The 23398-nt window shown below is 63.9% G+C and carries 19 protein-coding genes; 12 read left to right on the top strand and 7 right to left on the bottom strand.

Translation table 11 applies throughout. The features are described 5' to 3' along the window. Window positions 1-59: 59 nt before the first annotated feature. Complete coding sequence (locus ACK6C6_RS19865; RefSeq protein ID WP_409268904.1) at window positions 60-749, bottom strand: response regulator transcription factor; 690 nt, start codon at window positions 747-749, stop codon at window positions 60-62. A 188-nt stretch (window positions 750-937) separates the two neighbouring features. On the opposite strand from ACK6C6_RS19865, the gene ACK6C6_RS19860 reads away from it, so the two are divergent. Further along, window positions 938-1498 carry a hypothetical protein gene (locus tag ACK6C6_RS19860; RefSeq protein WP_409268903.1) on the top strand — a complete coding sequence of 187 codons (561 nt, stop codon included), beginning with the start codon at window positions 938-940 and terminating at the stop codon, window positions 1496-1498. 30 nt (window positions 1499-1528) lie between these two features. On the opposite strand, the gene minE is transcribed toward ACK6C6_RS19860, so the two are convergent. From minE to minC, 3 genes are read right to left on the bottom strand one after another with little or no spacing between them, the layout of a single operon-like run. Beyond that, a complete protein-coding gene (minE, locus tag ACK6C6_RS19855) occupies window positions 1529-1780 on the bottom strand; it encodes a cell division topological specificity factor MinE (RefSeq protein ID WP_027864594.1) in 252 nt (83 codons plus the stop codon). 1 nt (window position 1781) lies between these two features. Next, window positions 1782-2597 (bottom strand): septum site-determining protein MinD, encoded by an 816-nt coding sequence (gene minD / locus ACK6C6_RS19850; protein ID WP_281911735.1) that lies wholly within the window; start codon window positions 2595-2597, stop codon window positions 1782-1784. Between the two features lie 43 nt (window positions 2598-2640). After that, window positions 2641-3432, bottom strand: a complete 792-nt coding sequence (gene minC, locus ACK6C6_RS19845) for a septum site-determining protein MinC (protein WP_409268902.1) — start codon at window positions 3430-3432, stop codon at window positions 2641-2643. A gap of 301 nt (window positions 3433-3733) precedes the next feature. Here minC and ACK6C6_RS19840 point away from each other — a divergent pair, with 301 nt between their 5' ends. From ACK6C6_RS19840 to ACK6C6_RS19805, 8 genes are all read left to right on the top strand, one after another. Then, complete coding sequence (locus tag ACK6C6_RS19840) at window positions 3734-4912, top strand: acetyl-CoA C-acetyltransferase (protein WP_409268900.1); 1179 nt, start codon at window positions 3734-3736, stop codon at window positions 4910-4912. 69 nt (window positions 4913-4981) lie between these two features. After that, on the top strand, window positions 4982-5722 hold the full coding sequence (locus ACK6C6_RS19835; protein WP_209589437.1) for a beta-ketoacyl-ACP reductase: 741 nt from the start codon (window positions 4982-4984) through the stop codon (window positions 5720-5722). A gap of 116 nt (window positions 5723-5838) precedes the next feature. After that, the gene (locus tag ACK6C6_RS19830; protein ID WP_409268898.1) at window positions 5839-7158 is read left to right on the top strand and encodes an amino acid deaminase; all 1320 of its coding nucleotides are present in this window, start codon (window positions 5839-5841) and stop codon (window positions 7156-7158) included. A gap of 55 nt (window positions 7159-7213) precedes the next feature. Further along, window positions 7214-8170, top strand: a complete 957-nt coding sequence (pip, locus tag ACK6C6_RS19825) for a prolyl aminopeptidase (RefSeq protein ID WP_292044109.1) — start codon at window positions 7214-7216, stop codon at window positions 8168-8170. Window positions 8171-8221: 51 nt separating this feature from the next. Beyond that, window positions 8222-8689 carry a DUF2721 domain-containing protein gene (locus tag ACK6C6_RS19820; RefSeq protein ID WP_027864585.1) on the top strand — a complete coding sequence of 156 codons (468 nt, stop codon included), beginning with the start codon at window positions 8222-8224 and terminating at the stop codon, window positions 8687-8689. A 7-nt stretch (window positions 8690-8696) separates the two neighbouring features. After that, a complete protein-coding gene (locus tag ACK6C6_RS19815; RefSeq protein WP_409268897.1) occupies window positions 8697-9149 on the top strand; it encodes a hypothetical protein in 453 nt (150 codons plus the stop codon). Between the two features lie 56 nt (window positions 9150-9205). Beyond that, a complete protein-coding gene (locus ACK6C6_RS19810; RefSeq protein WP_409268896.1) occupies window positions 9206-11239 on the top strand; it encodes an FAD-dependent oxidoreductase in 2034 nt (677 codons plus the stop codon). A gap of 197 nt (window positions 11240-11436) precedes the next feature. After that, window positions 11437-12849, top strand: coding sequence for a hypothetical protein (locus ACK6C6_RS19805; protein WP_209589445.1), 1413 nt, complete (start codon window positions 11437-11439; stop codon window positions 12847-12849). A gap of 82 nt (window positions 12850-12931) precedes the next feature. Here the strand turns inward: ACK6C6_RS19805 and ACK6C6_RS19800 are convergent, their stop codons facing one another. Together ACK6C6_RS19800 and ACK6C6_RS19795 are read right to left on the bottom strand one after the other, a co-directional pair. Continuing rightward, window positions 12932-14053, bottom strand: a complete 1122-nt coding sequence (locus tag ACK6C6_RS19800; protein WP_036214053.1) for a beta-ketoacyl-ACP synthase III — start codon at window positions 14051-14053, stop codon at window positions 12932-12934. Between the two features lie 114 nt (window positions 14054-14167). Beyond that, entirely contained in the window at window positions 14168-15595 is a 1428-nt protein-coding gene (locus ACK6C6_RS19795) for a S41 family peptidase (RefSeq protein ID WP_409268894.1), read from the bottom strand. 594 nt (window positions 15596-16189) lie between these two features. Here ACK6C6_RS19795 and ACK6C6_RS19790 point away from each other — a divergent pair. Together ACK6C6_RS19790 and ACK6C6_RS19785 are read left to right on the top strand one after the other, a co-directional pair. Beyond that, window positions 16190-18271 carry a M13 family metallopeptidase gene (locus ACK6C6_RS19790; protein WP_409268892.1) on the top strand — a complete coding sequence of 694 codons (2082 nt, stop codon included), beginning with the start codon at window positions 16190-16192 and terminating at the stop codon, window positions 18269-18271. A gap of 90 nt (window positions 18272-18361) precedes the next feature. Continuing rightward, window positions 18362-20422, top strand: a complete 2061-nt coding sequence (locus ACK6C6_RS19785) for a M13 family metallopeptidase (RefSeq protein WP_409268891.1) — start codon at window positions 18362-18364, stop codon at window positions 20420-20422. A gap of 108 nt (window positions 20423-20530) precedes the next feature. Here the strand turns inward: ACK6C6_RS19785 and ACK6C6_RS19780 are convergent, their stop codons facing one another. Continuing rightward, window positions 20531-22231 carry a right-handed parallel beta-helix repeat-containing protein gene (locus ACK6C6_RS19780; RefSeq protein WP_409268890.1) on the bottom strand — a complete coding sequence of 567 codons (1701 nt, stop codon included), beginning with the start codon at window positions 22229-22231 and terminating at the stop codon, window positions 20531-20533. A 485-nt stretch (window positions 22232-22716) separates the two neighbouring features. Between ACK6C6_RS19780 and ACK6C6_RS19775 the strand changes: the two genes are divergently transcribed. Continuing rightward, entirely contained in the window at window positions 22717-23355 is a 639-nt protein-coding gene (locus ACK6C6_RS19775; protein ID WP_409268889.1) for a PEP-CTERM sorting domain-containing protein, read from the top strand. The last annotated feature ends 43 nt before the right edge of the window (window positions 23356-23398 follow it).

Below are 23398 nucleotides of genomic sequence, written 5' to 3'. Positions count from 1 at the left end.
CTTGTGCGAGAAGGGTTTCAGCGGACGGCCGGGGCCGGCCGCCCGTGTTGACGCAATGATCAGGCGCCCAGCTTTTCCAGGCGGTAGCCGTAGCTGTAGACCGGCACCAGGCGGAAGCCGTTTTCCGGACGCAGGCTGAGCTTGTTGCGCACGCGCGAGACGTGGGTGTCCATGGTGCGCGAAGGCACGTCGGTATCGCGTACCCACACGGATTCATGGATGTAGGCGCGCGACAGCGGACGGCCGATGTTGCGGAAGAACAGCAGCGCCAGCGAGAATTCCTTCTGGGTGACGTCGATGATCGAACCGTCCTTGAGCAGGCGGCCCGGGCGGGTCTCGAAGGTGAACGGACCGAACTGCAGCTGCTCGGCGCTGTTCTGCGACGGATAGGCGCGGCGCAGCAGGGCCGAGACACGGGCTACCAGCTCGCCGCGGCGCAGCGGCTTGACCAGGTAATCGTCGGCGCCCGCGGTGACGCCGGCGATGATGTCGTCTTCGGCATTGTTACCGACCAGGAAAATGACAGGCGCGTTGGCCGCCATCTTTTCCTTGGCGCGGCGCAGCACTTCGACGCCTTCCATGTCGGGGACGTTCCAGTCCATGACCAGCATGTCGGCATTTTCCTTGCGCAGTTGCGCAAGGCATTCCTTGGCGCTGTCATACGGCTGGCAGCTGTGGCCCGCGGCACTCAGCACCTGGCAAATGAGTTCAGCCTGGCTGCGGTCTTGTTCGAGAACGGCAATCTTCATGGGACATCTACTGGTCAGGTTAGCCTTGTAGGAAGGCTCCTACAAGGGTTAAACCGAATATAGCAGACTTTCACAAAATGGCGCTACAGCAAATTGACGAATTTTCGTCAGGAAATGCGGTTCTGTTGTGTTCAGGCGAACCCGGGCCGCGCGCTACACTTGTCGGTACGAAGTAACCGGGAGGCGATATGTTGTTTCGACGCAAAAATAAAGACGTCGTCGCGGCCGAACCGCCGGCGACGCCGGTGAGCGGGGCCGAGATCGAGGCGGTGCGCGAGCGCTGTCGCGAGATGGTGCGAAAGCGGGCGCTGGTGTCGGCCGGGGTGGCGGCGGTACCGCTGCCGGGCCTGGACGTGCTGTCGGACCTGAGCACCTTCACGCTGCTGGTGGAAGAGGTGAACAAGGAGTTCGGCCTGAGCCAGAAACAGATCGAGCGCCTGCATCCGCGCCTGCGGGTACTGGCCTACCAGGCGGCAGCCTCGGTCGGCGGCATGCTGGTGGGGAAACTGGTGACCAAGCGGCTGGTGCTGGTGCTGTTCAAGCGCGCCGGCGTGAAGATCGCGGCCAAGACGGTGGCCAAGGTGGTGCCGGTCGCGGGGCAGGTGGCCTCGGCGGCGATCGGCTTCGCCTTGTTCCGCAAGATGGGCTACCAGCACGTGGAGGCCTGCGCCAAGGTGGCGCGCGAGCTGCAGAAGCTGCAAGTGATCGATGCGGGGACGGCGCAGGCGGATAAACAAATGTCCGCTTAAGCGGACATTTGTTTATCAGAGAAGGATCGCTCAGGCGTCCGGCAGCACCACGTTCACGTCCAGCACTTCCAGGTTGCCCTGGCGGTCGAGCGAGATCTTGATGTCGTCCGCGCTGACCTTGGTGTATTTCGAGATGACCTCGATCAGCTCGCGGTGCAGGGCCGGCAGGAAATCCGGACCGGTCACACTGCTGCGCTCGCGGGCGATGATGATCTGCAGGCGCTCCTTGGCGGCTGAAGCGCTCTTCTTTTTCTCCGGAAACAGAAAGTTGAGAAGTGCCATATCACTTGGCTCCAAAGATACGCTGGAACAGGCCCGGCTTTTCGTAGTTGGTGAAACGCAGCGGACGCTCTTCGCCCAGGAAGCGGGCGATCACGTCCTCGTAGGCCTCGGCCACGTCGGTGCCCTTGAAATGGATCGCCGGGTTGCCCTGGTTCGAGGCATGCAGCACCGATTCCGATTCCGGGATGATGCCGATCAGCGGGATGCGCAGGATTTCCTGCACGTCCTGGTAGGACAGCATTTCGTCGGCTTCCACGCGCTTCGGCGAGTAGCGGGTGATCAGGAGGTGTTCCTTGACCGGCTCCGAACCGCTCTGGGCGCGGCGCGACTTGGCTTGCAGGATGCCGAGGATGCGGTCCGAGTCGCGCACCGAGGACACTTCCGGGTTGGTGACGATGATCGCCTCGTCCGCGAAGGTCAGCGCCATCAGCGCGCCGTGCTCGATGCCGGCCGGCGAGTCGCAGATGATGAACTCGAAGCCCATCTTGACCAGCTCGTTCAGCACGCGCTCGACGCCGTCTTCGCTCAGCGCTTCCTTGTCGCGCGTCTGCGAGGCCGGCAGGATGAACAGGTTGTCGGTGTGCTTGTCCTTGATCAGCGCCTGGTTCAGGGTCGCCTCGCCGTTGATCACGTTGATCAGGTCATAGACCACGCGGCGTTCGCAACCCATGATCAGGTCGAGGTTGCGCAGGCCGACGTCGAAGTCGATGACCGCGGTCTTGTGGCCGCGCAGGGCCAGGCCGCTGGAAAAGCTTGCGCTCGAAGTGGTTTTGCCCACACCGCCCTTGCCGGACGTCACAACAATAATTCTTGCCACAAAAAGGTCCTTTACAGTTCTAGCAGTATCTGCGGTCGAAGGTTTATGCGCGGGATGCCGGCGCCAGCGACGAGATCGCCAGCCGGTCGCCGACCAGCTTGATCTGCGCCGGCTGGCGCGTCAGGTCATTCGGGAAGCCGTCGTCGAAGGTGCGGTACACGCCCGCGATCGACACCAGTTCCGGCTGCATCGACAGGGCGAAGATGCGCGCTTCCGGATTCCCGGATGCGCCCGCCAGTGCCCGGCCGTTCAGGGGCGCGTACACGTGGATGCTGCCGTCGGCGATGATTTCCGCGCCATTGTTGACGACCGCGGTGATGATCAGGTCGGTGCCGCGCGCGTAGACGCGCTGGCCGGCACGCACCGGGGTGTCGATGATCATGGCCGCCACCGGCGCAGGCGCCGGGGCAGGTTCAGGCGCCGGCGTGGGCGCCGGGGTGGGCTCAGGCATGGGTGCCGGGGTCGGCGCCGCCGCGGCCGGCACTTCTTTCGTTTCAGGGGCGCGCACGCCGCTCGAGCCGTCGTCCAGCGACAGGCCATGGGCGCGGATCGCGTCCGCCATTTCCGGACCGGCGCCGCGCACGGCCACCGCATTGAGCCGGTATTTCTTCAGCAGCGCCACCAGGGCCGGCCAGTCGATGCTTGGTGCCTCGTGGGCGATGGCGGCGATGTCGATCACCGCGAACTCGTCCTCGAAGAAGTCCGAGACCCCGCCGGTCATCTGGTTCAGTGCCGCGTCGATCGTGGCCGGGTCGGCCGAATGCAGGATCGTCGAAATGGCGACGACCGTGGAAATCTTGATTTCGATGGGCAGTGAGGATGGGGTCTTCAGCATAAAACAGTCTGGTTGGCGTTGCGCTCGTGCATTCTACTGTGAAATTTGACCGAAAGGACATTTACGTACGCATGATTCCTAGTAGAAATGAGTGTTGCCACGACTGAGTGATGCACGTTCAAAAATATGCGCGCAAGATGGTGACAGCCTGTTATGGCGCGGTTGTAATCGGTGAATAAGCTGATAAGATTGATTTCGATTAAACATGGGCTTTGCGCAAACCGTAAGATGCATGCTTTTCGGCCCAGCCGTCTTCAGTTTTTAACATTCCCCGGCCAGACCGGGACCTAGGGAGAGCAATATGGAAGATGTCGTCATCGTGGCCGCCGGCCGCACGCCTGTCGGTAAATTCGGCGGCACGCTGGCCAAGATACCTGCCGCCGAGCTCGGCGCGCACGTGATTCGCCAACTGCTGGCCAAGACCGGCATCGATCCCGCCTCGGTCAGCGAGGTGATCATGGGCCAGGTCCTCACCGCCGGCGCCGGCCAGAACCCGGCCCGCCAGGCCGTCATCAAGGGCGGGCTGCCCGACATGGTGCCGGCCCAGACCATCAACATGGTCTGCGGCAGCGGCCTGAAGGCCACCCACCTGGCGGCCCAGGCCATCAAGTGCGGCGACGCCCAGATCGTCATCGCCGGCGGCCAGGAAAACATGAGCGCCTCGCCGCACGTGCTGAACGGCTCGCGCGACGGTTTCCGCATGGGCGACGCCAAGCTGGTCGACACCATGATCGTCGACGGCCTGTGGGACGTGTACAACCAGTACCACATGGGCGTGACCGCCGAGAACGTGGCGCGCAAGTATGACGTGTCGCGCGCCGAGCAGGATGAGTTCGCGCTGCAGTCGCAGCTCAAGGCCGAAGCCGCCCAGAAGGCCGGCAAGTTCAAGGACGAGATCATCCCCGTCGAGATCCCGTCCAAGAAGGGCACGACCATCTTCGACACCGACGAATACCCGAAGCACGGCTCGACCCTGGAAGCGCTGAGCGGCCTGCGTCCGGCCTTCAACAAGGAAGGCAGCGTCACCGCCGGCAACGCCTCCGGCATCAACGACGGCGCCGCAGCCGTCATCATGATGAGCGCCTCGAAGGCGAAAGAGCTGGGCCTGACCCCGCTGGCGCGCATCAAGGCCTACGCATCGGCCGGCCTGGACCCGTCGATCATGGGCATGGGCCCGGTCTCGGCCACCCAGCTGTGCCTCAAGAAGGCCGGCTGGACCCATGAAGACATCGACCTGATGGAAATCAACGAGGCGTTTGCCGCCCAGGCCATCGCAGTCAACAAGGAAATGGGCTGGGATACGTCGAAGATCAACGTGAACGGCGGCGCGATCGCGCTGGGCCACCCGATCGGCGCCTCCGGCTGCCGCGTGCTGGTGACCCTGCTGCACGAGATGGTGCGCCGCGACGCCAAGCGCGGACTGGCCAGCCTGTGCATCGGCGGCGGCATGGGCGTGGCGCTGGCGGTCGAGCGCGACTGAAGCGATACCCGGGACGGCCCGGGGCCGTCCCTCGAACAGCAGTGACTGACAACAAAACTGGAGAAGACAATGGCACGAGTAGCATTGGTGACGGGCGGCATGGGCGGTCTGGGCGAAGCGGTGTGCATCAAGCTGGCCGCTTTGGGTTACAAGGTCGTCACTACGTATTCGCCGGGTAACAAGAAGGCAGAAAGCTGGCTGAGCCAGATGAAAGAGCAGGGCTACGACTTCCGGGCCTATCCCTGCGACGTGGCCGATTACGATTCGGCCCAGGCCTGCGTGCGCCAGGTCGAGCAGGAAGTCGGCCCGGTCGATGTACTGGTGAACAACGCCGGCATCACGCGCGACATGACCTTCAAGAAGATGGACAAGCCGAACTGGGACGCGGTCATGAAGACCAACCTGGATTCCGTGTTCAACATGACCAAGCCGGTCTGCGACGGCATGGTCGAACGCGGCTGGGGCCGGATCATCAACATCTCGTCGGTGAACGGCCAGAAGGGCGCCTTCGGCCAGACCAACTATTCGGCGGCCAAGGCCGGCATGCACGGCTTCACCAAGGCCCTGGCTCTGGAAGTGGCGCGCAAGGGCGTCACCGTCAACACCATCTCGCCGGGCTACATCGGCACCAAGATGGTGATGGATATCCCGAGCGAAGTGCTGGAAAGCAAGATCATTCCGCAGATTCCGATGGGCCGCCTGGGCAAGCCGGAAGAAGTCGCCGGCCTGGTGGCTTACCTGTCGTCGGAAGAGGCAGCCTTTGTCACTGGCGCCAACATCGCCATCAACGGCGGGCAGCACATGCAGTAATTGCTGCCCCATGGCACGCGAAGAGCACCGCTGCGGCGGTGCTTTTTTTTGGCCGCGTGCTGGCGTCCGAGCGCCGCTACAATAGTGTCGATATCGACGAACTGATTCCTTACGCCATGCACACCTTGCCCCGCGACGGCCTCGCCCTGTCCAGCCTCGACGAACAACTCCTGCTGCCCGGCACCAAGGGCCTGCCGCTGACCGAGCCGCTGCGCCAGGGCGCGGTCGGCGTGCAGGGCTGGAACGTCCTGCGCGGCGACACCTCCTTCCCGGTCGCTGTGCTGAAGGCCTCGGCGCTCCAGCACAACCTGTCCTGGATGCGCGACTTCTGCGCGCGCCACGGCGCCACCCTGGCCCCACACGGCAAGACCACGATGAGCCCGCAGCTGTTCGCGGCCCAGCTGGCCAACGGCGCCTGGGGCATCACGCTGGCCAGCGCGACGCAGGTGCAGGTGGCGCACCGCTTCAACGTGCGCCGCGTGCTGCTGGCCAACCAGCTGGTGGCACGCGCCGATATCGAGGCCGTGCTGGCGCTGCTGCATGACGATCCGGATTTCGAATGCTTCGTGCTGGCCGACTCGCTGGATGGCGTAGCACGCTTGTCGCAAGCTGTCACCACGCGCAGTCTGCTCCGCCCGCTGCCGGTGCTGGTCGAACTCGGCCTGGCCGGCAAGCGTGCGGGCTGCCGCACGCCGGAAGAGGCGCTGGCGGTGGCACGCGTGGTCGCAGGCGCAGAAGGCCTGGTGCTGGCCGGTTTCGAAGGCTACGAGGGCCTGCTGGTGACCCAGGACCGCGAGGCCGACATCCGCGCCGTCAAGGCCTTCCTGGCCGAGCTGGTGGACCTGGTGGAAACGGCCGACGGCGAAGCCCTGTTCGGCGCTGCCGAGATCCTGATTTCCGCCGGCGGCTCCTCGTATTTCGACTTGGTGGCGCGCGGTTTCGCGGGCATGGAAGGCTTGTCGCGGCCGGTGCGCCCTGTACTGCGCAGCGGCTGCTACCTGACCAGCGACCATGGTTCCTATCGACGCCTGCTGGCCCAGCTCGACGCGCGCGAAGCTTATGGCGAAGGTCTGCGTCCGGCGCTGGAAGTGTGGAGTATGGTGCAGTCGCGCCCCGAGCCGGGCCTGGCCATCCTCACGATGGGCAAGCGCGACGCGGGTTACGACGAAGCGCTGCCGACGCCGCTGTTCATGCACTGCCCTGGCAGCGAGGCAGGCCAGCCCACGGCGCTGCCGGCCGGCTGCGAGATTTTCAAGATGAACGACCAGCACGCCTACCTATCGCTGCCGCAAGGCGACATCCGGGACAGCCTGCGCGTGGGCGACCTGGTCGGCTGCGGCATTTCGCATCCGTGCACCACCTTCGACAAGTGGCAGCTGCTGCTGGCCGTGGACGACGCTTACAACGTGACGCAGGCGCTGAATACCTTCTTCTGAAAGGATAGGCTCTAAGCTACAATCGGCTTCCAGCCCGCCGAGAGAGTAGAGTCCCATGCCTGCCACACCGCCGTCCCTTTTCCCGCCGATCCAGCCCATCCGCCACGGCATGCTCGCCGTCGACGAGCTGCACACGATCTACTGGGAAGAAGTCGGCAACCCCAACGGCATCCCGGTACTGTTCCTGCACGGCGGGCCGGGTGCCGGACTGTCGCCGCAGCACCGGCGCTTCTTCGACCCGAGCGCCTACCGCGTGATCCTGTTCGACCAGCGCGGGGCCGGTAAGTCGACGCCGCTGGGCGAATGGCGCAACAACACGACCCAGCTGCTGATCGACGACATCGAGCGCCTGCGGCAGATGTTCGGTATCAGGCAGTGGCTGGTGTTCGGCGGCTCCTGGGGCTCGACCCTGGCGCTGGCCTACGGCCAGGCCCACCCCGAGCGCTGCCTCGGCTTCGTGCTGCGCGGGATTTTCCTGTGCACGAAGGCCGAAGTCGACTGGTTCATCAACGGCGTCAAGTGGTTCTATCCCGAGCTGTACGAGGAATTCGTGGCGCCGATCCCGCAGGCCGAGCGCGGTGACCTGCTCAAGGCCTATTGCGAGCGCCTGCTGTGCAACGATCCCGACGTGTACTGGCCGGCCGCGCGCGCCTGGAGCCGCTTCGAAGGCCGGCGCGTGTTCCTGCTGCCGCAGCCGGACGAACCTTCGTCGGACGCGCTCGACCTCGGCGTCGGCCGCCTGGAGTCGCATTACATGCTGCACGGCGCCTTCCTGGACGAAGATCAGCTGGTGCGCGACATCGGCCGCATCGCCCACCTGCCGGCCACCATCGTACAGGGCCGCTACGACGTGATCTGCCCGCCGCTGTCGGCCTGGCGCCTGCACCAGGCCTGGCCGGGCGCGAAGCTGCACATGATTCCCGACGGCGGCCACGGCGCCCTCGAGACCGGCATCGCGCGGGCGCTGGTGAACGCCACCGAACAGTTCAAGCGCCACGGCCGCTTTGATTGAGGGCTGTTACACTGTGAAGAAAACCTAGAATAACGAAGACGAAGCACTCTCATGAATCTCCAGCTTAGCGACATCGGCCACGTCATCCAGTTGGCGATCGCCCCGGTATTCCTGCTGACTGGCGTGGCGACCAAGCTGACCGTGCTGACCAACCGGCTGGCGCGCATCATCGACCGCACCCGCGTGCTCGAAGACCGCCTGCGCGATGGCCCGGACGCCGAATACTCGGCCGAACTCGAGATCCTCTACGTCCGCTCGCACCTGGTCAACACGGCGATCGGCTCCAGCACCGCCTGCGGCCTCTTGATCTGCCTGGTCATTGCGACGCTGTTCCTCGGCGATACCATGAACATCCCGCTGGACCAGTACATCGCCGGCCTGTTCGTGTTCGCCATGATCGGCCTGATCAGCAGCTTCGTCTATTTCCTGCGCGAAGTCCTGATCGCTTCGCGCTTCATGCGCATGCAGCACCTGCACTCGCTCCGGCAGCCGCGCCAGCGCGCCACTTTCACAGATTGAACCGAACATGCACGACTACGAACGCCCCCCAACCCTGCACCGCTACGCGACGCGCACCGAACTCGAAGCCGCGCTGCGCGGCCAGTTCCGCCTGGTTCCCAGCGGTTTCTTCCTGACCGTGTCGTTCTCGACCGTGTGGGACAAGCGCCTGTTCGACGTGCTTGGCCCGGCCGACAGCTGCCTGGTGATCCACAACACCGAGCTGTTCGGCGAACGCCTGCACCGCGCGGTGCAGCGTACCTTGCCCGACTGGGCCGGCATCGACGGGCCGGTCGAGTACGGCGCGCGCTCGCGCCTGGGCGCGGCCTTCACCAAGAGCGCCGGCCAGGCGCTGGAACAGGAATGGCAGTTCGCCTGGCGCTCGATGTCCCCAAGCGCGGTCCTGCGGCCGGTTACGGTGAACATCGGCAGCATCGAAGGCTTCGCCGAGCTGCGCGACCGCGAAAGCCACCTGGCCTGAACTGACCAGGACCCGTTTAGAGCCACGTCTCCACGAAATCACGGTGTAATGCCGTGATGACGCATTCACTTTATCCGCAGCTCCTCGCTCCGCTCGACCTCGGTTTCACCAGCCTCAAGAACCGCGTGATCATGGGTTCCATGCACACCGGGCTCGAAGACCGCTTCTACAACTACGGCAAGCTGGCCGCGTTCTACCGCGAACGCGCGCGCGGCGGCGTCGGCCTGATCGTCACCGGCGGCATCTCGCCGAACCGCCAGGGCTGGCTGCTGCCCTTCGGCGGCACCCTCAATTTCCTCGGCGACGTGCCCAACCACCGGCGCGTGACGCGTGCCGTGCACGAAGAGGGCGGCAAGATCGTGCTGCAGATCCTGCACGCGGGCCGCTACGGCTACCAGCCCTTCGTGGTGTCCGCTTCCAGCCTGAAGTCGCCGATTTCGAAGTTCAAACCAAAAGCGCTCGACGCCGCCGGCATCGAGTCCACCATCGCCGCCTATGCGCGCTGCGCGAAGCTGGCGAAGCTGGCCGGCTACGACGGCGTCGAGGTGATGGGCAGCGAAGGCTATCTGCTCAACCAGTTCCTGTGCGCGCGCACCAACAAGCGCACGGACGAGTGGGGCGGCCCGATCGAGAACCGCATGCGCCTGGCCGTCGAGGTGGTGCGCCGCATCCGCGCAGCAAGCGGCCCGGACTTCATCCTGATGTATCGCCACTCGGTGCTCGACCTGGTCGAAGGCGGCAATACCTGGGACGAGGTGGTGGCGGTGGCCAAGGCCCTGGAAGAGGCGGGCGTCACGATCCTGAACACCGGCTACGGCTGGCACGAGGCGCGCGTGCCGACCATCGTCACCTCGGTGCCGCGCGCGGCCTTTGCCGAGGTGGCAGGGCGCCTCCGCCGGGAAGTCAGCATCCCCGTGGTGGCATCGAACCGCATCAACATGCCGGGTGACGCCGAGGCGCTGCTGGCGCAGGGCGAGGCCGACCTGGTGTCGATGGCGCGGCCTTTCCTGGCCGACCCGGACTGGGTGGCGAAGGCGGCCGGCGGCCGCGCCGACGAGATCAACACCTGCATCGCCTGCAACCAGGCCTGCCTCGACCACACCTTCTCGAACCGGCGCGCCAGCTGCCTGGTCAACCCGCGCGCCTGCCACGAGACCGAACTGGTGTTCCGCAAGACCGCCAGGCCGCGCCATGTCGCCGTGGTCGGCGCCGGGCCGGCCGGACTGTCCGCGGCCACCGTGGCGGCCGAACGTGGGCACCGGGTGACGCTGTTCGATGCGCTGGACCGCATCGGCGGCCAGTTCAACGTCGCCATGCGCGTGCCGGGCAAGGAAGAATTCGCGGAGACCATCCGCTATTTCGGGCGCAGGATCGAACTCCTTGGCGTCGACCTGCGCCTGGGCCGGCGCGTCAGCCGCGAGGAGCTGCTGGCGCAAGGCTACGACGACGTCGTCGTCGCCACCGGCATCACCACGCGCAAGCCGGCCATCGACGGGATCGACCACCCGAAGGTGCTGAGCTACCTCGACGTGCTGCGCGAGGGCCGGCCGGTGGGACGGCGCGTGGCCATCATCGGCGCGGGCGGGATCGGCTTCGACATGGGCGAGTTCCTGGTGCACGATCCCGAAGTGCCGCTGCCGGTGCCGAAGGTGCACTGGATGGGGGAATGGGGCGTCGATCCGTCGTCTTCCACGCCGGGTGGCCTGAAGGCGCCCGCGAAGCCGCATCCGCCGCGCGAAGTCTGGCTCCTGCAGCGCAAGAGCACGCGTCCGGGTGCAGGGCTGGGCAAGACCTCGGGCTGGGTGCACCGCGCGACCCTGGTGCGCAACGGCGTGCAGATGCTGGCGGGGGTGCAGTACGAACGGATCGACGACGCGGGTCTGCACATCACGGTCGGCGGCGAACGGCGCCTGCTGGAAGTGGACAACGTGGTGGTGTGCGCCGGGCAGGAGAGCCTGGCGGAGCTGATGCCGGCAGAGCCTGTTCAAGGCGGGCCGCGCTTCCACAAGATCGGTGGGGCGGCGCTGGCGGCGGAGCTGGATGCGAAGCGGGCGATCAGGGAAGGAGCGGAGCTGGCGGCGCGGCTGTGATGGTGTTGTCAGTACGCGTCATTTTGCTGTATTATTTGCAACTTTTATTGTAGATTTTGCACTTGGGCTGTGTTACTCTTGGTTGGTCCACAGCAGAGCTCGGCTCGTGGTTTGTTCATACCAACCAGATGGAGGCGATCATCAGCCCCGCTCAAGCCACCCAACAATCCTCCAATTCGCCAGCCCGTCCTGTCATCATGATGGAGTTCAATGAACTCTGTCCATCGCTCCTCGAGCGCTGGATGGGCGAGGGACGCCTGCCGAACTTCGTGCGCCTGCAGCGCCAGAGCGATGTCTTCATCACCAATGCGGACGTCAAGGATCCGGCTCAGCTGGAGCCCTGGATCCAGTGGTATTCGACGCACACCGGCCTTGCCTATGACCAGCATCGCGTGTTTCACCTGACCGAGGGTGCGCGTGCGGAGCATGAGGACATTTACCGCAGCTTGCTGAAGACCGGCCGCAAGGTCATGTGCTTTGCCGGCATGAACGTGCGTGGCTTCGCCGAGCAGGGTTCGCTGTTCGTGGGAGATCCGTGGTCGGAAAACGGCGACGCTTATCCGGCCGAGCTGGAAACCTACAATGGCTTCATCAGCCGCAACGTGCGCGAGTACTCGAACACGAACGCGCGCCTGGGCGCCGCCGACTACGCAAAGTTCCTGCGTTTCATGTTCGCGCGCGGCCTGCGCCTGTCGACCGTCAAACGTCTGGGTGGCCAGCTGATCAAGGAGCGCACCACCGACCGCCGCCTGTCGTATCGCCGCGCCGCCCTGCTCGACCTGATGCAGTTCGACGTGTTCCGCTGGTACTACCGCCGTAATCGTCCGGCCCTGGCGACCTTCTTCATCAATAGTACGGCCCACCTGCAGCACGCCTACTGGCGCCACCATGATCCGGACGCGTTCGAGGTCAAGCCGAACGCCGACGAAATGGCCGTGTACGGCGACGCGGTGCGCTTCGGCTACGAGGCGATGGACAAGCTGGTCGGCGATTTCCTCGACCTGGCGCAAGAGACCGGCGCGCGCCTGATCTTCATGACGGCGCTGAGCCAGCAGCCTTTCCTGAAACATGAAGCCAAGGGCGGCCAGAAGTTTTACCGCCTGCACGACGTCGAGCGCTTCCTGCAGCAGTGGAACATTGCGTACACCGACGTCAGTCCGACCATGACGAACCAGTACATGGTGCTGTTCGAAAATGAAGCCCAGCGGGAGTTCGCACGCGAGCAGCTGGCCGGTTTCCATCTCGAAAGCGGCCAGCGCGTGATCGACCACTGGGATGCGGCCGACGGCGGCCTGTACTTCGGATGCGGCCTGCACGGAACGCTGGCGCGCGACACGCTTGTCAAGCATGCCGGCGGCAAGCAGGTGAAACTGGGCGAGATGCTGTACGTGATCGATGCGCTCAAGAGCGGCTGCCATCATCCGCAGGGAGCGCTCTGGGTCGCCGGCGGCAACGGCCGCCGCCACGCCACCGAAGTCTCGATCCTCGATGTCTACCCGACCGTTCTCGACATGCTCGGCGCCAGCCAGGCTGCGGCCGTGGGGCGCCGCGGCACCAGTCTGGCACCCCAACTGGGGGATGCGTTGCCGGCAATGCCCGTCGCAGCGTAGGAAACGCATGGACGAAGGCCCGGATACACCGGGCCTTCGGTTAAACCACGCCGGGCATGTGCCCGGCGTTTTTCTTCTCCGCTTACTTCTTGCGGACCACCACGCAACCGATCGAGTAACCCGCCCCGAACGAGCAGATCACCCCATTCGCGCCGCTCGGCAGGTCATCCTGGTACTTGTGGAACGCAATGATCGACCCCGCCGACGAGGTATTCGCATAGGTGTCGAGGATCACCGGCGCTTCGTTCGGCTCGGCATCGCGGCCCAGCAGGGTACGGGTGATCAGGAGGTTCATGTTCAGGTTGGCCTGGTGCAGCCAGTAGCGCGACACGTCCTCGATCTTCAGGCCCGCATTCGTGACGGTGTCGGCGATCATCTCGGCCGCCATCGGGCACACTTCCTTGAACACCTTGCGGCCCTGCTGGCGGAACAGCTTGTCCGGCGCGCCGATGCCGGCTTCGTCGAAGCGGTTCATGAAGCCGAAGTTGTTGCGGATGTTGTTCGAGAACTTGGTCTTGAGCTTGCTGTCCAGGATTTCCCACTGGTGGGCGCCGGTCGCGGTGTCCGCGGCTTCGACGATCACCGCGGTGCAGGCGTCGCCGAAGATGAAGTGGCTGTCGCGGTCGCGGAAGTTCAGGTGGCCGCTGGTGATTTCCGGGTTCAGCATCAGGACGGCGCGCGCGCGGCCGCTGCGCACGGCGTCCACCGCGGTCTGGATGCCGAAGGTGGCCGAGGAGCAGGCCACGTTCATGTCGAAGCCGAAGCCCTCGATGCCCAGCGCGTCCTGCACTTCGACCGCCATGGCCGGGTAGGGACGCTGCATGTTCGAGCAGGCCACCAGCACCATGTCGATATCGGATGCCTGTTTGCCGGCGCGCTCCAGCGCCTCGCGCGCGGCGGCCACGCACATCTCGGCCTGCAGCGATACCTGTTCGTCGGCGCGTTCCGGGATGCGGGCGGTCATGTGGGCCGGGTCGAGGATGCCTTCCTTCTCCATCACGTAGCGCGACTTGATGCCCGAGGCTTTTTCGATGAAGGCGCTGCTCGAGGGCTCGAGCGCGGTGGTTTCGCCGGCGGCGATGGCGGCGGCGTGTTCCTGGTTGTACAGCTCGACGTAGGCGTTGTAGGCCGTCACCAGCTCATCGTTGGAGATGGAGTAGGGCGGCGTAAACAGGCCGGTGCCGCTGATCACGACAGGTTTCATGTGGGGGACTTTCAAAGGAAATAACCGGAGTTTCCCGGGAGATGCGCCGATTCTACACCCTCATACCGGGGCTGGGAATTGTCGAAACCGGCAGTTTAGAAGGGAAAACCTAGCTCAGCGCGCATGCTGCGCCAGCGTCGTGCCGCTTGACCCCGCACGTTTGGACAGTTGCACCTTCTCGCCCTTGAGATGGCGCAGGGCCTGGGCCAGCTGGAAGTCGTCGGCGCTGCCGTAGTCGAGCGGCTTGCGCTCGCGCGCCTCGGCCCACAGGCGCATCTGTTCCTCGATGTCTTCCTGGCGGGTGGCGGCTTCCTTGTCGCGGTCGTTGGACAGGTGCCGTTCGAGGTCGGCCTCGCGCATGCGCAGCGCATTCAGGCCGTCGCCGTCGGGCGTTTCGTCGACCGGGAAGTCGGGCACGATGCCGCGCGCCTGGATCGAGCGTCCGGCCGGGGTGTAGTAGCGCGCCGTGGTCAGCTTGACGGCGGCGTCGCGGCCGATCGGGCGGATGGTCTGCACCGAGCCCTTGCCGAAGGTCTGGCTGCCCAGGATGGTGGCGCGCTTGTAGTCCTGCAGGGCGCCGGCCACGATCTCGGAGGCCGAGGCCGAGCCGGTATTGACCAGCACCACCATCGGCAGCTTCTTGAAGGCCGGCGGCAGGCTGGACAGCGGATCGGCACCGCTGCGCAGCATGTAGAACTCGGGGCGGCCGTAGAAGCGCTGGCGCGAGTCCGCCAGCTGGCCGTTGGTCGAGACGATTTCTGCATCCTTGGGCAGGAAGGCCGCGGCGACGCCAATTGCGCCCTGCAGCAGGCCACCCGGGTCGTTGCGCAGGTCGAGCACCAGGCCCTTCATGTCGGGGTTGTCGCGGTACAGGGCCTGCAGCCTGGCCGCCATGTCGTCCACGGTGGGCTCCTGGAACTGGGCGATGCGCAGCCAGGCGTAGCCCGGCTCGACCATTTTCGCCTTGACGCTCTTCTGGACGATTTCGCCGCGCGCGATGGTAAAGCGCAGCGGCGCCGGGCTATCCTTGCGCGCGATGGTCAGCGTGACCCGGGTGCCGGGCTCGCCGCGCATGCGCTTGATCGCCTCGTCGATCGGCAGGCCCTGCACCGGGTGGCCGTCGATCTGGGTGATCAGGTCGCCCTCCTTGATGCCGGCGTGCCAGGCGGGGGAGTCCTCGATCGGAGCGACGATTTCCACGAAACCGTCCTCGCTCTCGGAAATCTCGATCCCCAGGCCGACGAAGCGGCCCTCGGTGCCTTCGCGCAGCTCGCGGTAGGCGCGCGGGTCGAGGTAGGCCGAGTGCGGGTCGAGCGAGGCCACCATGCCGGAAATCGCTTGCGACAGCAGGGCCTTGTCCTCGACCGGTTCGACATAGGTGGATTTGATGACGCCGTAGACGTCGGCCAGCTGGCGCAGCTCGGCCAGGGGCATGCCGGCGTCGACCGGCTTCTGGGCCAGCGCGGAAAACTGCATCGTCACCGCGACCCCGGCAATGGCGCCCAGGCCGACGAGACAGGAATTCTTGAAAGTGGAGCCCATGGTTCACCCAATGTGAGCGCTGCGGCCGGGATTGCACATGAGTTAGCGCAAGTCCAGTATAAACCTGAACGCCAGGGGGCGCTGCGAAGCAGGCCAAACCCTGAGCAAGCAAGCTGAAAACTTAGGGCAATATTAAGCCCTGTTACGGAATGTCCAGCTTGGTAAGTAATTGTAAGAGTCGAAGCGGACGCGAGGGAGCGGACCTATAGTCAATCTCAGTTTTTCTCTCTCTCCACTTTTTGAAGTGGTCTTTGCCCGCGGCCCCCTCCGCGGGCTTTTTTATGCCCCCTTGCCCACCTCGCTGCCGGAATTGTACATTCCCGAGAGTAAGCCTCCCCGCAGGCAGCGCATGTTGTTGTGACGTACCAACACATGCATATACGATATGCCCCGGTCTGCATGTATCGAAAAGTAAAAAAGCCTTGCAGGCCCCTATTGCCCCTTGCGCAGCCGCTAGAATGCCTGAAGCCTGTACCGTCGAGGACGGCGGCTGAGACGGCCGACAGTCGAACACTGACGGCATACAACGACAGACCGGCCACAAGCCGGCCGCTTTTTCCCAACCCAGCAATCCCAGCAATCGAGGACCATTCCGTGAAGCGTATCCTTCTGAGCACCCTGACGCTGTCCCTGGCGGCAGCCTTTGCCAACGCGGCGGACAAGCCGGCCGGCGCCCCAGCCGCCGCTACCGCAGCAAACGCCAAGGCCGCCGCCGCGCCGATCTCGGGCGTCGACACCCAATACATCGACACCAGCGTGCGCCCGCAGGACGACTTCTTCACCTACCTGAACGGCAAGTGGCTGAAAGAAACCGAGATCCCGAGCGACAAGGCAAGCTGGGGCACCTTCATGAAGCTGCGTGACGACACCAATCCGCAGATCCGGGCCATCATCGAGGCCGCACAGGCCGACAAGTCGGCCAAGGCCGGCTCCGAAACCCAGAAGATCGGCGACCTGTACGCTAGCTACATGGATGAAGCGCGCCGCGAAGCCCTGGGCGTCAAGCCCCTGGGCAGCGAGCTGCAGAAAATCCGCACCCTCAAGGACAAGAAGGGCCTGCCGAACCTGGTCGCCCACCTGTCGAAGATCGGCGTGTCGACCCCGTACGGCATCTACGTCAGCCAGGACATGCGCAACTCGACCGAACACGTCGTGTACATCTCGCAGAGCGGCCTGGGTATGCCGGACCGCGACTACTACCTGAAGCAGGACGACGCCAAGCTGGCGGAAGTGCGTACCAAGTACCTGGCGCATGTCGAGAAGACCCTGGCGCTGGCCGGTGAAAAGGATGCCGCGGCCCAGGCCAAGGCGATCGTCGACTTCGAGACCGAGCTGGCCAAGGTGCAGTGGACCCGCGTCGAGAACCGCGACCCGGTCAAGCGCTACAACAAGATGAGCGTGGCCGAGCTGGGCAAGCTTGCCCCGGGCTACGACTGGAAGGCGGCGCTGGGCGCGGCGGGCATCGGCAACAAGGTCGACACCATCATCGTCAACCAGCCGAGCTACTTCCAGGGCCTGAACGAGGTGCTGGCCAAGACCGAGCTGTCGACCCTGAAGTCCTACTTCGAATGGCAGCTGCTGCGTGAATTCTCGCCGCTGCTGTCGAAAGCCTTCGTGGAGCAGAGCTTCTCCTTCTACGGCACCGCGCTGAGCGGCGTGTCGGAACAGGCGCCGCTGTGGAAGCGCGGCGTGGGCGCGGTGGAAAGCGCGCTGGGCGAAGCGGTCGGCAAGCTGTACGTGAAGGAGCACTTCCCGGCCGAGCGCAAGGCGCGCATGGAAGAACTGGTGAAGAACCTGATCGTCGCCTACGGCCAGTCGATCGACAACCTCGAGTGGATGAGCCCGGACACCAAGAAGGAAGCCCGTGCCAAGCTGGCCAAGTTCACCCCGAAGATCGGCTATCCGGACAAGTGGCGCGACTACTCGAAGCTGAGCATCAAGCGTGACGACCTGGTCGGCAACGCGATGCGCACCGCGACCTTCCGCTACAACTACCAGCTGAACAAGCTGGGCAAGCCGGTTGACCGCACCGAGTGGGGCATGACGCCGCAGACCGTGAACGCCTACTACCGCAGCACGACCAACGAGATCGTGTTCCCGGCCGCGATCCTGCAGCCGCCGTTCTTCGACATGCGCGCAGACGACGCGGTCAACTACGGCGCGATCGGCGCCGTGATCGGCCACGAGATCGGCCACGGCTTCGACGACAAGGGCAGCCAGTCGGACGGCGACGGCAACCTGCGCAACTGGTGGACCGAGTCGGACCGCGCCGCCTTCAAGGCCCGCACCGACAAGCTGGTCAAGCAGTTCAACGGTTTCTCGCCGCTGCCGGGCTATAACGTCAACGGCGAACTGACCCTGGGCGAGAACATCGGCGACAACGCCGGCCTGTCGATCGCCTACAAGGCCTACAAGCTGTCGCTGAACGGCAAGCCGGCCCCGGTCATCGATGGCCTGACCGGCGACCAGCGCTTCTTCATGGGCTTCGGCCAGGTGTGGCGTTCGAAGATGCGCGAAGCGCAGCAGATCAACCAGGTCAAGACCGACCCGCACTCGCCGGGCCAGTTCCGCGCCAACGGCACCGTGATGAACATGCCTGAGTTCTACGAGGCCTTCAACGTCAAACCGGGCGACAAGATGTACCTGGCGCCGCAGGACCGCGTGATCATCTGGTAAGCGGCAGGGAGTAACACAGGACGGGTCGGCGCAAGCCGGCCCGTTTGTCCATCCACGACAACGACAACAAAACAGACACGGAGAGAAAGAATGAAACGACACATCCTGAGCGCCGCGGCGCTCGTTTTAGTGGCTTCGATGGCGCAGGCAGAATCAGCCAAGAGCGCTGCCGGCAATACCAAGGCCAAGACCCTGTCGGCCGGCATCGCGCTCGAATACGTCGAGCCGACCGTGCGCGCGCAGGACGACTTCTTCCAGCACCTGAACGGCAAGTGGCTGAAAACCGTCGAGATCCCGGCCGACAAGTCGAGCTGGGGCGCCTTCTACAAGCTGCACGACGACACCCAGCCGCAGCTGCGCGCCATCATCGAGAAGTCGGCCGCAAGCAAGGGCGCGCCAGCGGGCTCGGAAGTGCAGCTGATCGGCGACTTCTTCGCCAGCTACATGGACGAAGCGCGCCTGGAGCAGCTGGGCATCGCCCCGCTCAAGGGCGAGCTGGCCAACATCGCCGCGATCAAGGACAAGGCCGAATTGCCGGCCATCTTCGCGCGCCTGGGCCGCCTCGGCGTCAATGTGCCCTTCAGCTTCTACATCCACCAGGATGCCAAGGATTCGACCAAATACGTGGCCGACCTGTACCAGGGCGGCCTGGGCATGCCGGACCGCGACTACTACCTGAAGGCGGACGATGCCAAGCTGGCCGACACCCGCGCCAAGTACCAGCAGCACGTCGAGAAGATGCTGGCGCTGTCGGGCGACAAGAACGCCGCCGCGAACGCCAAGGCCATCGTCGACCTGGAAACCGAGCTGGCGCGCGTACAGTGGACCAAGGTCGAGAACCGCGATCCGATCAAGACCTACAACAAGGTCGAGCTGGCCAAGCTGGCCGACATCGCGCCGGGCTACGACTGGAACGCCTGGCTGGGCGCCGCCGGCATCGCGGGCAAGACCGACTACGTCATCGTCAGCCAGCCGAGCTACCTGAAGGGCATGGCCGAGATCGTGAACCGCGTGCCGCTCGAGACCTGGAAGGTCTACCTGCAGCAGCACCTGGTCAACGGCTACGCCAGCTACCTGTCGAAGGCCTTCGTGGACCAGCGCTTCGCCTTCCACGGCACGGTCCTGTCGGGCGCGCCGAAGCTGGAGCCGCGCTGGAAGCGCGGCGTGTCGACCGTCGAAGGCGCGCTGGGCGACGCGGTGGGAAAGCTGTACGTGAAGGAGCACTTCCCGGCCGAGCGCAAGGTGCGCATGGAAGCCCTGGTGAAGAACCTGCTGGAAGCCTACCGTCAGTCGATCGACACCCTTGACTGGATGAGCCCCGCCACCAAGAAGGAAGCCCAGGCCAAGCTGGCCAAGTTCAACCCGAAGATCGGCTATCCGAACAAGTGGAAGGAGTACGCGGCGCTCAGCGTCAAGCGCGACGACCTGGTCGGCAACGTGATGCGTTCGCGCGAAGTGGAGTACAACCGCGAGCTGAACAAGCTGGGCAAGCCGATCGATCGCGACGAATGGATGATGACGCCGCAGACCGTCAACGCCTACTACAACCCGGAACTGAACGAGATCGTGTTCCCGGCCGCGATCCTGCAGCCGCCGTTCTTCGACATGGCCGCCGACGACGCGGTGAACTACGGCGCCATCGGCGCCGTGATCGGCCACGAGATCAGCCACGGCTTCGACGACCAGGGTTCGCAGTACGACGGCGACGGCAACATGCGCAACTGGTGGACCGAGGAAGACGGCAAGCGCTTCGCCGAGAAGACCAAGGTGCTGGTGCAGCAGTACGCCTCCTACAGCCCGCTGCCGGGCTACCACGTGAACGGCGAACTGACCCTGGGCGAGAACATCGGCGACAACTCGGGCCTGGCGATCGCCCACAAGGCCTACAAGCTGTCCCTGAAGGGCAAGAAGGCCCCGGTCATCAACGGCCTGTCGGGCGACCAGCGCTTCTACATGGGCTGGGGCCAGGTGTGGCGCGCGAAGATGCGCGAGCCGGCCCAGATCAACCAGGTCAAGACCGACCCGCACTCGCCGGCGCAGTTCCGCGCCAACGGCACGCTGAAGAACCAGCCGGGCTTCTACGAAGCCTTCGGCGTGAAGGAAGGCGACAAGATGTACCTGGCGCCGAAGGACCGCGTGATCATCTGGTAAGCGCAGGCTGGCACATGGGCGCCGCGTCGCGGCGCCATAAAAAAATGCCGTCCGGTGTGAACCGGGCGGCATTTTTCGTTGGCGCGGCGCCTGCGGGCGCCGCCGGGATTACTTCGTCACGCTGGAGTAGCTGCAGGTCTTGGCGGTCGACTTTTTCGGGTCGCCGAACACCGCATTGGTGCACGGGGTCGAGCCAGTGATGACCTTGGTGAAGTAGTAGCCAGGGGCGCCATAGCGTACTTCACGGGTGCCGCTGAACGAGCATACGCCGCCTTCATTCGCACAGAACGTCCAGGTTACGGTGGTCGTGGTCGGGGTGGTCGTGGTCGGCGTCGTTCCGCTGGTCGTGTTCGAATAGCTGCAGGTCTTGGCAGTCGACTTCTTCGGATCGCCGAACACCGCATTGGTGCATGGGGTCGAAGCGGTGACCGTCTTGTAGTTGTAATAGCCCGGAGCCCCGTAGCGGACCTGGCGCGTGCCGGTGAAGGAGCAGGTGCCGCCTTCGTTGGCACAGTGGGTCCAGCCATCGGCCGACGGCGTCGGTGCCGGTTCTGGTTCCGGCGCCGGGGCCGGTGCCGGTGCCGGAGCCGGAGCCGTCGTCACCGCCGTCCCGGCTTCGTAGGCGCCGATATCCAGGCTACCTGCCGGACGGGTTTCGGAAGCTGCCACATGGTGGTACTGCGCGGCTGGCTTCAGGGACACGCCGGCAGCACTGTTGCCCGGATCCGAGCCTGCATCGATGACCAGCCCGGCCAATGTCGGACGCAAGTCGTAGGCTGCGCGGTTGACGAATGCCGGTGCGAGGGCAGCGTAGTTGGACTTCTTGATGGCGCTGGCCTGGGACGACATCGTGCCAACCCCACCGAAGATATTGTTCTGGATCAGGACTGGTTTGGTCACGGCGCTGCCGACCAGGACGAAGGTGCCGCGCGAGCTGTCTTCATTCAGGAAGGTATTGTTGACGACGTACAGGTCCTGAGTCGGATTGGAAGCACCTTCCATGCCGAAGGCCAGCAGGTTCGGATTGTTGTGGCTCGCCGGTTGCTGGATGACGTTGCCGATGACATAGGCGGTGCCGGCGTTCGGAATGTCGATCTCATAGCTCGGCTTGCGCGCGCCTTCCTGGCCAGCGGGCGTGCTCGAGAAACGGTTATAGGTGATCGTGTTGACGCGGGCGCGCGATTTCAGGTTATGGCCGCCATGCGCATCATGCGAGTAGTTGTAGCGGAAGGTCAGACTGCCGACGTTGCCGATGTACAGGTTGTGGGTATAGCCGGTGCCATAGCCATTGCGCGCAAATTCCGAATACTCGACAAGGATGTTGCTGCTGGTATTCGCGCCGGTCAGGATGCCGTTCTCGTTGTCGTGCAGATAGGAATTGCGCAGCGTGAAGTTAGTGCCTTCGAGACGCAATGCAGCGCCATTGTGGTCGGGCACCTTGGCGCCGTACATTTCGACGTTCTCGATCACGACGTTGCTGCCGCTGACGACCCAGATGCCTTTGCCCATGGCATTCTTGCCCGCAGCATCGATTTTTGGACGGCCGTTGACGCCGCGGATGGTCAAGTTGCTGACGCTGATACCGCACACGTCGCCGCTATAGGTTGCATTGCCTGTGATTTCGACGATATCGCCGCTTTTAGCGGCAGCAAACGCCTGGCAAGGGCGAGCATATGTTTTCCCTGCGCCGACGGAAAGGGTGGCAGCCGACACCGGCGCCACGGCGGCAGCGCATGCCAGCGCGAGTGCGGTTCGGGTGAAGGTAAGGCGGAGTTGACGCATAAAATCCTCTAGTCTTTTGTCTAACATTTGTGTCTGTAGGAAATTTCTCAGCGACACATTTGTTCCAGAGTATATGATGCGAGCGGGAAAATACGTAACCAATTGTAAGAAAAATCCTCCGAAAACAATATTTTCCTAGGAAAATTTGTTCTCACAGGAATTTCCATTGCCTACAAATGTGTTGCGATCATGCTGCAATTTGCTGGCATCTTGCGTGTTTTTTGGCAAATTTGATTGCTATAGTTGGAACGCATGCCTTCTGGCCTTGCTGTAAAGCTGACAAACAGTTTCGATACATTGGGAAACATTAGTTTGGGCTCAGCAGGTTGACACAAATTTGAAGTTATGTTTATACATTTATAATTATGTTTAATTTGCAATAAATGTCGGAGTTTTTTACAAAACAGGTAACGTATGGATGGAAGAGCAGGAAGCCTATTGATTCATCGCGCTTTTCTCGGCAGGCATGTTTTTTGCTCTGCATACTGCAAAGCTAACAACGGGAGAGGGCAATGAAAAACTATCGGCAGATTCTTGCTTTTATGCTCATGTTTTTGGCAGGCCTGGCGGCACCGGCCAGTGCGGCGCCGATCGTTGCAAGTGACACGACGTATTCCATTTACGTCGGCGGGACGGAAAGCGGTAATGATGTCGCGGGTATCTTCCGTTTCGATGGCAGGCCGGAAGCCATCCCGCGTGCGGGCGGCTTCCTGGCTGTGAACGAAACCGAAACCGATGTGGATTCAACGCGCAGCCTGATCATCATTACGCTGTCTGCCGACCGTGATCTGTTCCCCGCGATCGACGACGTGGCGCTGCTCGGCATCGGCATTTTCAATGACGGCCTCGACCTGCTGATGCCGGTCCGGCTCGTCGACGCCCGCATCAGCTTTCTCCAGCCGGGCGGCAACTTGGTCGACAATACCGAGAACCTGGTTTCCCAGGTTAGCCAGCCCAACCCATGGGACGGCTTTTTCCCCAACGACTTTGAACTGGTCGGTATCGAAGGAATCGGTGGCAAGAACGTACAGACGATCTCGTTCCAGTTCCTGGTCAGCACCGAGCTCGACGTACCGGAGCCGGGCATCGTGCTGCTGAGCGGAATCGGCCTGCTGGCATTGGTCGCCGCACGCAGGCGCAAGCGCGCGTAAAAAAAGCATGTCGGCCAGCAGGCGCGACATGCCTCATGCAACA

This window comes from Massilia sp. BHUDP2 (assembly GCF_046236355.1).
Classification (GTDB): Bacteria; Pseudomonadota; Gammaproteobacteria; order Burkholderiales; family Burkholderiaceae_D; genus Telluria; species Telluria varians.
The sequence above is the reverse complement of the archived record's forward strand: the minus strand, read 5'-3'. Positions and strand labels throughout refer to the sequence as shown.

Bases quoted from the DNA above. Each gene is read 5' to 3' on its own strand.
- ACK6C6_RS19820 (WP_027864585.1), top strand. From the start codon at position 8,222: ATGAATCTCCAGCTTAGCGACATCGGCCACGTCATCCAGTTGGCGATC.
- ACK6C6_RS19800 (WP_036214053.1), bottom strand. From the start codon at position 14,053: ATGAAACCTGTCGTGATCAGCGGCACCGGCCTGTTTACGCCGCCCTAC.
- ACK6C6_RS19835 (WP_209589437.1), top strand. From the start codon at position 4,982: ATGGCACGAGTAGCATTGGTGACGGGCGGCATGGGCGGTCTGGGCGAA.
- ACK6C6_RS19810 (WP_409268896.1), top strand. From the start codon at position 9,206: ATGACGCATTCACTTTATCCGCAGCTCCTCGCTCCGCTCGACCTCGGT.
- ACK6C6_RS19785 (WP_409268891.1), top strand. From the start codon at position 18,362: ATGAAACGACACATCCTGAGCGCCGCGGCGCTCGTTTTAGTGGCTTCG.
- ACK6C6_RS19815 (WP_409268897.1), top strand. From the start codon at position 8,697: ATGCACGACTACGAACGCCCCCCAACCCTGCACCGCTACGCGACGCGC.
- ACK6C6_RS19805 (WP_209589445.1), top strand. From the start codon at position 11,437: ATGATGGAGTTCAATGAACTCTGTCCATCGCTCCTCGAGCGCTGGATG.
- ACK6C6_RS19780 (WP_409268890.1), bottom strand. From the start codon at position 22,231: ATGTTAGACAAAAGACTAGAGGATTTTATGCGTCAACTCCGCCTTACC.
- ACK6C6_RS19795 (WP_409268894.1), bottom strand. From the start codon at position 15,595: ATGGGCTCCACTTTCAAGAATTCCTGTCTCGTCGGCCTGGGCGCCATT.
- minC (WP_409268902.1), bottom strand. From the start codon at position 3,432: ATGCTGAAGACCCCATCCTCACTGCCCATCGAAATCAAGATTTCCACG.
- ACK6C6_RS19840 (WP_409268900.1), top strand. From the start codon at position 3,734: ATGGAAGATGTCGTCATCGTGGCCGCCGGCCGCACGCCTGTCGGTAAA.
- minE (WP_027864594.1), bottom strand. From the start codon at position 1,780: ATGGCACTTCTCAACTTTCTGTTTCCGGAGAAAAAGAAGAGCGCTTCA.
- ACK6C6_RS19860 (WP_409268903.1), top strand. From the start codon at position 938: ATGTTGTTTCGACGCAAAAATAAAGACGTCGTCGCGGCCGAACCGCCG.
- ACK6C6_RS19830 (WP_409268898.1), top strand. From the start codon at position 5,839: ATGCACACCTTGCCCCGCGACGGCCTCGCCCTGTCCAGCCTCGACGAA.
- pip (WP_292044109.1), top strand. From the start codon at position 7,214: ATGCCTGCCACACCGCCGTCCCTTTTCCCGCCGATCCAGCCCATCCGC.
- ACK6C6_RS19775 (WP_409268889.1), top strand. From the start codon at position 22,717: ATGAAAAACTATCGGCAGATTCTTGCTTTTATGCTCATGTTTTTGGCA.
- ACK6C6_RS19865 (WP_409268904.1), bottom strand. From the start codon at position 749: ATGAAGATTGCCGTTCTCGAACAAGACCGCAGCCAGGCTGAACTCATT.